This window comes from Neolewinella litorea (assembly GCF_004803465.1).
Classification (GTDB): domain Bacteria; phylum Bacteroidota; class Bacteroidia; order Chitinophagales; family Saprospiraceae; genus Neolewinella; species Neolewinella litorea.
Genome location: NZ_SRSF01000001.1, coordinates 1,322,852 through 1,335,068, shown reverse-complemented (window position 1 = coordinate 1,335,068; position 12,217 = coordinate 1,322,852). Strand labels below are relative to the sequence as shown.

Annotated in this window: 12 protein-coding genes; 6 read left to right on the top strand and 6 right to left on the bottom strand. The window is 60.0% G+C overall.

Annotated elements, in window-relative coordinates; all coding sequences use genetic code 11:
• Positions 1-36: 36 nt before the first annotated feature.
• Positions 37-2,178 (bottom strand): 3-hydroxyacyl-CoA dehydrogenase NAD-binding domain-containing protein, encoded by a 2,142-nt coding sequence (locus E4021_RS05575; RefSeq protein ID WP_136457134.1) that lies wholly within the window; start codon positions 2,176-2,178, stop codon positions 37-39.
• Complete coding sequence (locus E4021_RS05570) at positions 2,175-3,428, bottom strand: acetyl-CoA C-acyltransferase (RefSeq protein WP_246050229.1); 1,254 nt, start codon at positions 3,426-3,428, stop codon at positions 2,175-2,177. The genes E4021_RS05575 and E4021_RS05570 overlap by 4 nt, the downstream gene beginning before the upstream one ends.
• 128 nt (positions 3,429-3,556) lie before the next feature.
• Here E4021_RS05570 and E4021_RS05565 point away from each other — a divergent pair, with 128 nt between their 5' ends.
• From E4021_RS05565 to E4021_RS05540, 6 genes are all read left to right on the top strand, one after another.
• Positions 3,557-3,844, top strand: a complete 288-nt coding sequence (locus tag E4021_RS05565) for a hypothetical protein (protein WP_136457132.1) — start codon at positions 3,557-3,559, stop codon at positions 3,842-3,844.
• Positions 3,844-4,719: a hypothetical protein gene (locus E4021_RS05560; protein ID WP_136457130.1), complete on the top strand. Its 876-nt coding sequence runs from the start codon at positions 3,844-3,846 to the stop codon at positions 4,717-4,719. Before E4021_RS05565 ends, E4021_RS05560 begins: the two co-directional genes overlap by 1 nt.
• A 19-nt stretch (positions 4,720-4,738) precedes the next feature.
• The gene (locus tag E4021_RS05555) at positions 4,739-5,446 is read left to right on the top strand and encodes a CDP-alcohol phosphatidyltransferase family protein (RefSeq protein ID WP_136457128.1); all 708 of its coding nucleotides are present in this window, start codon (positions 4,739-4,741) and stop codon (positions 5,444-5,446) included.
• A 60-nt stretch (positions 5,447-5,506) separates the two neighbouring features.
• Positions 5,507-7,135: a carboxypeptidase regulatory-like domain-containing protein gene (locus E4021_RS05550; protein WP_136457126.1), complete on the top strand. Its 1,629-nt coding sequence runs from the start codon at positions 5,507-5,509 to the stop codon at positions 7,133-7,135.
• A 49-nt stretch (positions 7,136-7,184) separates the two neighbouring features.
• Positions 7,185-7,583 carry a LysM peptidoglycan-binding domain-containing protein gene (locus E4021_RS05545; protein WP_136457124.1) on the top strand — a complete coding sequence of 133 codons (399 nt, stop codon included), beginning with the start codon at positions 7,185-7,187 and terminating at the stop codon, positions 7,581-7,583.
• A gap of 211 nt (positions 7,584-7,794) precedes the next feature.
• Positions 7,795-8,202, top strand: a complete 408-nt coding sequence (locus E4021_RS05540) for an Hsp20/alpha crystallin family protein (RefSeq protein ID WP_136457122.1) — start codon at positions 7,795-7,797, stop codon at positions 8,200-8,202.
• A gap of 38 nt (positions 8,203-8,240) precedes the next feature.
• On the opposite strand, the gene E4021_RS05535 is transcribed toward E4021_RS05540, so the two are convergent.
• The 4 genes from E4021_RS05535 to purU are packed head-to-tail and all read right to left on the bottom strand — an operon-like array spanning position 8,241 to position 12,193.
• Positions 8,241-9,197: a mechanosensitive ion channel family protein gene (locus E4021_RS05535; RefSeq protein WP_136457120.1), complete on the bottom strand. Its 957-nt coding sequence runs from the start codon at positions 9,195-9,197 to the stop codon at positions 8,241-8,243.
• A gap of 44 nt (positions 9,198-9,241) precedes the next feature.
• On the bottom strand, positions 9,242-10,684 hold the full coding sequence (locus E4021_RS05530) for a DUF389 domain-containing protein (protein ID WP_136457118.1): 1,443 nt from the start codon (positions 10,682-10,684) through the stop codon (positions 9,242-9,244).
• Positions 10,684-11,334, bottom strand: a complete 651-nt coding sequence (locus E4021_RS05525; RefSeq protein ID WP_136457116.1) for an ABC transporter ATP-binding protein — start codon at positions 11,332-11,334, stop codon at positions 10,684-10,686. Before E4021_RS05525 ends, E4021_RS05530 begins: the two co-directional genes overlap by 1 nt.
• A gap of 1 nt (position 11,335) precedes the next feature.
• A complete protein-coding gene (gene purU, locus E4021_RS05520) occupies positions 11,336-12,193 on the bottom strand; it encodes a formyltetrahydrofolate deformylase (RefSeq protein ID WP_136457114.1) in 858 nt (285 codons plus the stop codon).
• Between the last annotated feature and the right edge of the window lie 24 nt (positions 12,194-12,217).

The window sequence follows — 12,217 nt, the reverse complement described above, 5'->3', positions numbered from 1 at the left end:
TCCTGAATATAGGCAGATGTGATCGACAAGCACGCATCAGCGTGATAGCGAACGGGGAATGAGTTTGTCGGCGTCCAGTTCACGCAGGTACTTGGGAACAGTAAACCGCTGCCCGTAGCGGTCCTTCAGTTCGGCGCAACGTTGTTTGAAATTTTCCTGTCCGTAACTGTAGATATATCGCATGACGCCGCCGGTATAGCCCGGGAATCCCCAGCCATACACACTGGCCAGGTTGGCCGCTTCGATGTGCTCGATGACGTCCTCTTGTAGGCACCACCCGGCTTCAATAACCTGGGCGAAGAGGAAGCGATCCTTCATGCGGCGCCGGTTGTAATCGTCCTTTGTCACGGGGAAATGTTCGGCCAGACCGGGCCAGAGGCGGGCCTGACCCTCCACGTCGTAGTCGTAGAAGCCAGCGCGCTTGCTCTTTCCGCTGCGTTCAAGCTCTTCCCGCATGGTGGTCAGGGCGGGTACCGCGGGATGCTGCTTGTACCTTTTGCCGTAGTGCTCGGCGGCTTGTTGTTCGTAGCGCAGCACGAGCTTCAGTCCCAGCTCATCAGCCATGGCCAAGGGGCCTTTTTTCATGCCGGCCTGCCGTCCCATATTCTCGATCAGCGCCGCGGGGTAGCCCTCGCGCAGCATGGTGACGCCCTCCAGGATGTAGGTATTGAGCACGCGGGCGGCAAAGAAGCCCCAGCTGTCCTTGACCACGATCGGCAGTTTTCGGATGGCGATCGCAAAGTCGAAGGCCCGGGCCACGGTTTCGTCGCTGGTCTGCTCGCCCACCACAACCTCCACGACGGAGGTTTTTTCGGCCGGGGAGAAGAAGTGGAGCCCTACGTAATTTTCGGGACGCAGGCTTTCCCGGCCGAGTTCCGTGATGGGGATGGAAAGGGTATTCGTGGCGAAGATGGAATACTCATCCAGGTGCTCCTCGGCTTCCCGGGTCACTTTGGTTTTTACCGACTTGTTTTCGAAGACGGCCTCGACCACGATATCGCAGTCCTTGAACAGGTGGCTGCTGTTGGTGGTGGTGATCCGGCTGAGGAGTTTCTCCCGGTCTTCGGGCTGGAAGGTGCCCCGCTCGGTATACTCGTCGATCTTTTCGGCCACGTATTCCTTGCCGCGGTCGGCAATGGGCTGGCTGACGTCCTTTAGTATCACCTCCAGGCCGTTGCGCAGGCAGAGGAAGGCAATTCCGGAACCCATCATGCCGGCGCCGATCACGCCCACCCGGCGGGCGCGGAACTTGCCGTAGCCCTTGGGCCGACCCACGCCACCGCGCACGGCCTGCTTGTCGAACCAAAAGGTGGAGATCATATTCTTGGTGACCGGGTCGGTAGCCACCCGCGCGTAGTACCGACTGTCGAGGCGATAGGCGGTGGCGAAGTCCAGTTTGCTGGCCTCGGCCAGCAGGTCGATGATCGCGCGCTTGGCCGGGTAGAGGTCGTTGGTCTTGGCCGACAGCCGCGCGGTCAGCAGACGGATGCGGTGGCCCAAATTTGGGTCGGCGGCCGTGCCGCCGGGGATGTCGCCGTCCGGGTCGTCCCAGGTGCGCCGTACGTCGTGGTGTTTGAGCAGCCAGGCCTTGGCGCGCATGAGCATCTCCTCGCGGGTGTCGGCCAGTTCGTCAATAAGGCCCACCTTGAGCGCTTCCTGCGGACTGTACCGCCTGCCCTCCAGCAGCAAGGGGTAGGCCCGTTCAATGCCCAGCAACCACATCAGCCGGATAATGGCCCCGCCGCTGGGGATCAGTCCGATCTTGACCTCCGGGTGGCCCAGCCGGAGGTCGGAATCCGCCAGTACGATGCGGTAGTGGCAAGCCAGCGTCAGTTCGAAACCGGTACCCAGGGCGTCGCCGTTGATCGCGGCCGCTACGGGTACGCCGGGCACCTCGACGTCGCGGAGGAACTGCTTGAGTTGTTGGGCGGCCTCGAAGGCCTGCGCCGGTTCGTTGAGTCGGTACAGGTAATCCAGGTCGCCGCTCTCCAGGAAATCCTTCTTGGCCGAGGTGATGATCACCCCGTTGAGCTTACCGGCGGCCTTCTCCTGCTTGAGGTGGTGGATCACCGGGGCGAATGCCGCCACGATCTCGTGGTTCAGCAGGTTGCCGGACCGCCCGGACATGTCCAGGATGAGGGTAACGATATTATCGGTGTCCTTACGGTAATGGATCATAGTCGTTCGATGATGGTGGAAACGGCCAGCCCGGCCCCGGCGTCGATGGTCAGACTACCCAGGGTGAGGTCGCGGCGTTCGAGTTCGTCCAGGATCTGGCAGAGCATCATGCCGCCCACCGCCCCCAGGGGTTCCCCCAGGGCGATGCTTCCCCCAAGGACGTTGATGCGGTCTTCGTCAATCCCTAGCCGCTGCTGGAAGCGGATGGAAGGGGCCGCGAAGCTTTCGTTGAATTCCCACAGGTCAATATCCTGCCGGCTCAGTCCCGCCTGCTCCAGGGCCAGGTCGCTGGCATTGACGCCGCCCGTGAGTAGGGTCGCGTCGACGGCCGACATTGCCACGGCGCGGATCCGCGCGCGGGCCTTGAATCCGAGTCGCTCGCCGGCCGAGCGGTTGCCCAGCAGGCACAGGGCGCAGCCGTCGGCGGGCGGACTCGTATTGCCGTTGGTGTGTACGTGGCCCACGTGGTCCACGAGCGGGAAGCGGTGCAGGGCCATCTCGTCGAAGCCGGCCAGGCCCATCTCCGCGAAACGCGGTTCCAGCGTCGCCAACTGTTCCAGGTCGAGCCCGGCGTCGGGGAGGGTGTCTTCGGAAAGAATGGGCAGCCCGTTCTGATCCGTGATGGGCTCCAGGCTGGGGGCGAAGTAACCGGATTCGCGGGCGGCAACCGCGCGGGCGTGACTGCGCAGGGCGTAGGCGTCGAGGTCCGATTGCAGTAGCCCATGCGTACTGGCCACCAGGTCGGCCGCCACGCCCTGGGGAATGTAGTGGCTGTTGATGACGGTGGCCGGGTCGTTCATCATGGGGCCGCCGTTGAGGTAGGTGGGTACCCGCGACATGACCTCCAGCCCCCCCGCGATGATGATCTTTCCGTAACCGGCGGTGATGCGGGCGGCGGCCAGGTTTATGGCTTCCAATCCGCTCGTGTTGAACCGGTTGATCTGCAGTCCGCCCCGGGCCTGCCCCCAACCCGTATAGAGCAGGGCGGCGCGGGCAATATTGTAACCCTGGTCGCCGGCCGGGGTGTTGCACCCGATGATGAGGTCGTCAATTTCCGGCGGAAGGTCGTCCCGCCCGCTGCGGCGCTGGAAGGCGGAAAGGCACTGGGAAAGGATTTCAATAGGCTTGACCTCGTAAAGGTCGGCGGGGTGGACGGCGCGGCCCCGGGGACTGCGCAGCGCGTCGTAGATAAAGGCTTCAGTGGGCAAGAGCGTCGGGGTCTTATAGGTTCGTTCGGCAATATAACGCAAGGCAGGCCATAGGTTCTGACCCCGGCCTTCCCCAGCCGGTCTAATATCCCACTGCGTTAGTAGACTTACCTTTGTAGCGGACCGGAAACCAGCCGAACCACCCGTATCTTGATAGAAATTACCGAGCCATGCCACGAACCCGATTAACCGTTTTCAGCCGTTTTATCATCTTTCTGCTCATTGCCCTGCCGATCGTTTACGTCGCCGCGGCCCTCTTCAACGGTGAGGATCCGGTGGCCAATGTGAAGGGTTGGCTCGGTATGGACGAGCCCGAGCCGCGTGAGGAGAGCTATCAGGCCCCACCCAACGGCAACGGAGCCACCGACGCGAGCCTGCAGGAAATTGAACAGCTGCGCTCCGAAAATGAACGCCTGCGACAAGAGCTCACCCGCTGCCGCAGCGAGAAGTCGAGCTGATGGAAAGAGACCGCATTACCAGGTTCCGCTACGGCGTCCACGAGTTCTTTTATACGCTCATGACCTTCCCCCGGGCGTGGCGGTTCATGATCAACCACCGGCTCTGGTACGGACTGCGGCAGTACGGCTGGGTGGCCCGCGCCCTGGTGGTGATCGGCGTATTAGTAGGGCTGTTCATGATCACTGAGGTGGTCGATTGGTTCGAGAGCCATTCCGATGCCCCCCTGTACGCCATGGCCGTGGGCTCCGACAGCCTGATCATGCGACTGGTGCAGGACGCCTACCAAAGCTTGTCCGAAGGCACCCTCAACTGGGTAGTACTGGTACTGCTGGAAGTGGTCATTTACCACTTCATGCGCCGTACCCTGCGCATCATCGTGCAGAAAGACACGGAGGCCGCCCACCAGTTTCGGCCCTTCCTGCATGCCCAGATCCGAATGATCCAGGTTTCCATCATGGCCCTGATTCTGCAGGAGGTACTGCTCGGGGTGGGAGGGGGGCTGCTTCCCGGCGGTCTGGAATGGATCTTCGCCGTCGGTGTGCAATCCACAATTCTCGGTTACGCCATCGCCGACAACTACAACGAACAGTTCGGGCTCACCATCCGGCAGAGTATGCGACACCTGGTGCGCAACTACATCGGCATTTGCATGGGGTTGGGCCTGCCCCTTTTTCTTATGCTCAAGGTACCGGTGTTCGGCACGCTGCTCGGCCCCCTCGTCACTTCGGTAGCCGCCGGTATCGTACTGCGCGAAAAAAGCGATCTGCACCTGGTAGGGTACCGCATGAGCGCCAAAGAGAAACGCAAGGCTGAGGCACGCGCGGCCAAACGGGAGCGCAAGGCCCAGCGAAAGGCGTCGCGGTCCCTATCTTGACCGCCGTAACCCACCCCCGATGCAGAAAATTGCCGCCTGGTCCGTCCACGTTTTTACCGCTTCCGGACTACTGGCCGCATTTATGGGACTGCTGGCCGTCAGCGAGGGCGACTTTCGCCAGGCCATGCTCTGGATCCTGGTGGCCCTGATCATTGACGGCGTCGACGGCTCGCTGGCTCGCCTGGCCCGGGTGCGTGAAGTGCTGCCGCGCGTCAGCGGCATGACGATCGATTACGTTATAGACTTTTTTTCCTACGCCATCCTGCCCGCCTATCTCTTTTACGAGGCAATGGACCTGCCCCACGCGGTACGGCTGTTTTGCTGCTTCGCCATGCTCCTGTCGGCCGCGCTCTATTACGGAATGGAAGGCATGGTGAGCCCCTCCGGCAAGCACTTCGTGGGCTTTCCCGTGCTCTGGAACATGGTGGTGTACATCCTGGTCTTCGTCCTGCCGGACCTGTCCGCTACGTGGCTGGTACTCATTGTACTGGGCTTTGCCGTGATGCACTTTTTGCCCATTCTCTTTGCCTACCCGAGCCGGGGGGGTCGCTGTTGGGTACTTACGCTTCTGGCTTCCGTGGCCTTTATCCTGGCGGCGATCATGAACGTCTGGTATTATCCCGAACCCAGTCCGCTGTGGCGGGGCGTTTGCCTGGTCGCTACCCTTTACTACGCCGTCCTTGCCGCCGTCGATACCTTTTCGGGCGCCGGAGCGCGGGTGCCGTGAATCCCGACAACCATGCCAGGCCCTCGGGCGTCCTTGTAGCACCCCCCAAGTAATGATGCTTTGATCCGCAAGTTCCTGTTCTTTTCCACCCTGGCCCTCCTTACGCTGGCCCAGTTTTTTGGTTTGCAGCGCTGCGCTACTCCTTCCCCGCCCAACGGCGGACCGGTCGATTCCGTGGGGCCGGTACTGGTGCTCGAGGAATCCACCCCCAATTTCCAGACCAACTTCCGTCCGGACAGGATCGAACTCACCTTCGACGAATGGGTGGAACTGGACCCCCAGCAGGAAATCCTGATCAGTCCGCCCATCGAACTGGAAGGCGACAACCGGCCCACCCTCCGGCGGCGTACCCTGCTGATTCCCCTGGAGGGCGTGACGCTGCGCGACAGCGTAACCTACGTGGTCAACATCGGCGGAGCCATTAAGGACCTGAACGAGGGCAACCCCACCGAAAACCTCCGCTTCGTTTTCGCCACCGGCCCCGTCCTCGATACCGCTTCCGTTACGGGCACGGTGGTCGATGCGTTTACCGGTGAACCGCTCGACGAAATCGCCGTAACCCTGTACAGCGACTTGGCGGATACCGCCGTTTTCACCCAGAATCCAACCTACTTTGCCCAGACCGACGCCGCCGGCACCTACACCATAAGTAACGTACGGCCCGGACGCTACCGCGTGGTCGCCCTGCAGCGCAACCCCGCGGCCCGCAGTTATTACGCCGACTACACGGGGGTATTTCCGCCGCTGGCCGTGGGCTTCCTCGACAGCCTCATTACCGTGACCGACGGGGAGAATGCACTGGAAGCCCTGCGGCTCTCCCCGGTACCCATTTCCCCCCGGATCGTGGAGGCCGATCTGGAGGAATATGGCGTCATCAAACTTACCCTGAACCAGGCAGCGGGGGGCGTAGACTTGTCCGCTTCCCGAACCTACCGCCGCAACAACTTTGGCGACACCCTCCTGCTGTTTTATCGGCAGCCCGGCCCGGATACCCTGCTGGTGGGGCGCCGGGGTATTGAGGCGGATACCCTTATCGTCACCGGTGAGGAAGCCAGCGTGGACGATGCGCTACCCCTGGCCCTGATCAACCGAACCAAGGGCAAGGTGAACCCGGGGGAAGGGATTCGGCTGGTGTTTAACCGTCCGGTCGACTCCCTCGATACGGCACGGGTGCGCCTGTACCGCGACACCCTGCCGGCACCCGTAGCGTTCAGCTACTCGATCGATTCGCTCTACCCGGCGGAGGTGCGCCTGCGGGCCTCGTGGTCGGGCGCCGTGCCCTTTCGACTGGAGGTTTTGCCCGGGGCCGTCAGCGACTGGTACGGCATACAGAACCGCGACTCCATCGTAGCTGACCTGAACGTCGATTCCGGGGAGTTGTACGGCGACCTGGTCATCTACTTCACCAACCTGAATCCGACCATTGACTACATCGTCCGTCTGATAGACGGCAACGACCAGGTAGTGTTGGGCAGCCGGCGATACATCGATGAGCAATTCGAATACGTCGCCGAGTACAAGAGTCTGCGGCCCGCTACCTACCGCATGGAGCTGATTTACGACAGCAACGGCAATGAGCGCTACGACGTAGGTGACCTGCGCTTCGGTCTGCAACCGGAGACCGTCCAACGCTTTGAGATAGAGCCTCTGCGGGCCAACTGGACCGTGGAAAAAACGATCGACCTCTAGAACAACTAAATCCTGCGGGCCGTTGCCGTACCACATCAACAGAACGCCAATGAACCTACAACAGAAGTACCGCAGTGTGCTGAATATGAGCGAGGAAATGAACGCCCGCAACGCCACCGTGAAGGAAGTTGCCGGCAAACTCCATTTGGGCGCTACGGTAGAGACGCAGCGGCAAAAGGACCTGATCTGGGACGAGATCAAACGCGTCGGCGGCGAGAATCCGCACGATATTCAGGCCGATATCAAGGTGACCAATACTGAGTATTACACCAAACACACCGTAGAAAAAGGAGACAGCCTGTCGAAAATGGCCAAAACCTACTACGGCGATCCCATGGACTACAAGCGCATTTTTAACGCCAACACTGACGTACTGGACAACCCCAATATGATCTATCCTGGCCAGACCCTAGTGATTCCCTTTCCGGAAGGGCGTACTCCGGTTTAACGGTTGAAAATGTGATTCCAACTCGGCGGCCCGCTCTGCTTTGCAGGGCGGGCCGCCGAGTATTCAGGCGGAGTGAATTCCTGCGATGTGACATTTTGACGCATTTAAAACAATTAAGGGTGACAATATGTCATTAAGTGCAACTGCTTGTTGATTGGTTCGGCATTTGCCTGGGGGGTGATTGAATTATTCATTCACCAAACCATCTGCCATGAAACTCATTAATTATAACCGACCGTTCCCGGCTTCGTATCGTTTCTTCGACGACAATCAACAGGCCGAGCGCCGCAGTCATCCGCCCGTGAATATCAGCGAGTCAGAAGACCGGTTTTACCTGGAGATGCTGGCCCCTGGCCGGCGGAAGGATCTCTTTACCGTAGACCTGTACGATGGTATACTGGAGATCAGCTATACTTCGGAAAAGACCGGCGACGAGGCAACTCCGAGCTACCTGCGTGAGGAATTTTCGCTGCAGGACTTCTCGCGTCGCTTCAAGCTAAACGACACCGTCATCAACGACGAGTCGATAGTTGCCGAATACACCGACGGAGTATTGCGCCTGACCCTTCCCAAGCGGGAAGAGGCCGTTAAGACCACCCGCCAGATCGCGGTTGCTTAGGCTGACCGATCCAACAACCTCCAAGTGGGCCGCCTTCGTTACGTACGGGGCGGCTCATTTTTTTTGGGGCGGGCGCGGCGTGGAAGGTTTTCGGCTTCGGAATTTGGGGTATCGTCAAACTCCACCCGGATCGGGATATCACGCTCGCTGCCGTAGAGCTTGATCTCGGTGATGTCAGCGGGGAGGTTATAGTGGTTGGCGTCGATAGCGTTCTTGATGTCGCGGATGACTTCCCCCCGCACTTGGAGGGCACCGGCGCGAAAGTCTTTGGTATCGAGCCAGAAGTACACCTTCAGGTTGACGGTACTGGCCGCCAGGGTATCTTCGGCAACAAAACTGATGTGGTCCCCATCGTGGATGATCCGGTAGTGGGTATCCAGGACTTCCTGAATGACATCCTTGGCCCCCTGGATGTCGTCCTCGTAGGCAATTCCGACAATGAAGTCGTAACGGATGAAACCGTCGGCGGTGTAGTTCTGCACCGGCTGCGTCAGAACGTCAGAATTTGGGATGTATACATCCTTGCCGTCGAAGGTCTTGATGTGGGTATAGCGGAACTGCAAGCTCTTGACCTTGCCGAAGTGGTCAACCACGCGGATGGTATCGTTCACATTGAAGGGGCGGTTGAACGCGAGGATGATGCCGGAGATGAAATTCTCGCCGATGTCGCGAAAAGCGAAACCGAGAATGATTGCGCTGGCGCCCAGTGCGCTGAACAGGGCGGTGGCTATACCTCCCAGGCCGGCGGCCCGTAAGGCCAGCAGAATGGCACCGATGATGATCAGAAGCTTCAGGGTGGTCACCAGAAACCGGCCCATCAGGGGGTCCTCCATTCGGCCCAGTATCTTGGAGCCGAAGAAACGGGCGATGGAGCGGGCGGCAAACAGACCGATAATCACGATGATCAGCGCCAGGATGAGCCCCGGGATCGCTTCCAGGAAACTGTTCCAGGACTCAACGAATATGGTTCCCAGGTCCCGTACTTCATCTCCCATGCCACCCCAACCGAATATTTACCTGGGGTGTTTGCCGCTGCCGGTCAGTTGTGTTCCCGCACCAGTACCAGGGTGTCGAGTTTCAGTTGGCCCTGTATAAATTGGTGCAGGCGCTCGGCCTCCGCCTCATCCAACCGGCTGCCCCCCTCCCTTATGCTAACGAGGGGCAGTCGCTCGGTGTAAGGCATCTTGTCGTCCGGACCACTGCGTTGCATACTCTGGGCCTGCCCCAGGCGGACCCCCGTAACCGCCGGGAAAGCCAGCATCAACTGCTGAGAAAAATTGACGAAATCCAGGCTGTCCATGCGGTAACCCCGCAGGGCTTCTGCCATCTGGCTCTGCGCCCGCTCGGTCCTTACACCGGCCTGCTCCAGAGAGTGTAGCCGGTTGTTGATGTCGTCGAGGGTGGCCAGCTCCCCCTTGATGCTGGCTATCTCCGAGGGGCTGAAGCTGGTGTCGATCACCACCCGCGCCCCGGCAACGTTGTAGGGCGGTCGTTGCAGCATTTCACTGTAGATCGTCAGGCTGTCTGGGGGGATTTGTCGGTTGGTGACCGGGAAGATTAGCCTGGGGCGGCGGGGATTGCGCCGGTCGTAAATCGAGGAGCTCGCGCTGGAAGGAAAATACCGTTCGGTGAACAGCTCTACCGCCCGGGTTTCCCGCTGCCGGTTCATCAGATCGCGCAGGATAAAGTAGCCGGGCAGGATCATCAGGACGCTGATGACGCCGATCATCATTTGGCTGCGCTTGCTTTCCTGCTTGTTCATGTACTTGCGGAAGGGAAAGCGCAGCAAGCGGATGATGACGTAGGCCGTAGCCGCGATGAAGAAGGAGTTGAGGAAAAAGAGGTAAAAGGAACGCCAGAAGATGGTGAAGTCGCCACCGGTTTTCAGACCTACGGTGATGCCGTAGCCCGCCACGCAGAGCGGAGGCATCAAGGCCGTAGCGATGGCAACACCGGGTATGGCGTTGGTCTTGTCGGCCCGGGTGACCGAGATGATGCCCGCCAATCCACCGAATACCGCTATGAGGCCGTCCAGCACGGTTGGCTCCGTGCGGGAACGCATTTCCGAGGTAAAGATGTCCAGCGGCGTAAACAGGAAGTAAACCGAACTGGTGATGAGCGCGATCGCGATGGCGATGCCGAAGTTCCGCAGGGCGATGAGCAGCATGACCCGGTCGTTGGTGCCGACCCCAAGGCCGATGCCCAGGATGGGGTTCATCAGCGGTGAGATGAGCATCGCGCCGATGATAACCGCTCCGGAGTTCAGGTTCAGCCCCAGGCTGGCGATCATGATCGAGCATACCAGCATCCAGGCATTGCTGCCCCGCATGATCCGCCCATTGGTAATAGATTTTACGGCCCCCTCCCGGTCGGTGCCCTCGCGCAGGTTCATGAACTCACTGAACCATTCGCGCACTCCGCCCCGACCGGGGGTGGTTTCTCCGGACTTCGTCTTGGGATCCTTGTCTTCCATAGCGGACATTACACCAGAATGCCGTCGATCATTTCCAGGCGACGATCGCTCATGCTGGCCAGTTCTTCGTTGTGGGTTACGATGATGAAACTCTGACCGAAATCCTCCCGCAGGCGGAACAGCAGTTCGTGCAACTCCTGTGAATTTACGGAGTCCAGATTGCCGCTCGGTTCATCGGCAAAGACAATGGCGGGCTCATTCATGAGTGCGCGGGCCACGGCAACCCGCTGCTGTTCGCCCCCGCTCATCTGGGCGGGCTTATGGGTGGTCCGATTGGCGAGCCCAAGGTAGCTGAGCAACTCCCGCCCGCGGCGCTCGGCCGCCACCTGGTCGCGGTTGCCGATATAGGCGGGGATGCATACGTTCTCCAGCGCGGTAAACTCCGGCAACAAATGGTGAAACTGGAAGACGAACCCGATTCGTTCGTTGCGAAAGGCGGCCAGACGCTTGTCGCGCATCGCGAACACGTCCTCCTGACCAATGAGCAGACGGCCGCGGTCGGGGCGGTCCAGTGTGCCCAGGATATGCAGTAAGGTACTTTTGCCGGCCCCGCTCTTGCCGACGATGCTGACCACCTCGGCGGCACCTATGCTTAGGTCGACCCCCCGTAGCACTTCCAGGTCTCCGTAACTCTTTCTGATATTGGTTGCCTCCAGCATGTCAGTTGAAAATAATGGTGCGGTTACCAAAGGGCAGGACCAGGTGACGCAGTTGCAGATAAACGGCCTGGCTCAGTACGCGCTTCTCAACGTCTTTGCCGATCCGCTTCAGGTCGTCCACGGTGTGGTGGTGACTGACCGGCTCGACGGACTGGGCAATAATGGGCCCCTCGTCAAGATCGGCCGTCACGTAATGGCTCGTAGCCCCGATCAACTTTACGCCCCGCTCAAAGGCGCGCTCGTAGGGCCGGGCACCCTTGAAGGCCGGGAGAAAGGAATGGTGAATGTTGATCACGCGGTAGGACCACGTGCGGCAGAACGCATCGGAAAGCACCTGCATGTAGCGGGCCAGCACGATGAAGTCGGTGTCCAGGCTGCGCAACAAGGCCGTGGTCTTCTCTTCCTGTTCCGCCTTATTGTGCTTGTCGATGGCAATGTGATAAAAAGGGATGGCGAAGCGATCGGCGATGTACTCCAGCTGCCGGTGATTGCTGACGATGGCGGTGATCTCGCAGTCAAATTCGCCCGTACCGTGACGCTGCAAAAGGTCATAGAGGCAATGGCTGGCTTTGCTGACGAATATGGCCATCCGGGGCCGCTTTTCGCTGAAGTGCAGTTGCCACTCCATATTGTACGCCTTGCCGATCAGGGTTTCGAAGTAGTCGTTGATCTTGTCGGCGGGGATGAGAAAGTTCTCAAGGTCCCACTCAATGCGCATGAAGAATTGCCCAACGTGCCGGTCGACGTGCTGGTCGAGGTTGATGATATTGCCCCGGTTGCGGTGGACGAACTCCGTTACCTGGGCCACCAAACCGGGTTGATCGGGACAATGTATGAGAAGAATGGCACTGTTGGACACCGGCGAAAACGATTAAGGGGCGGG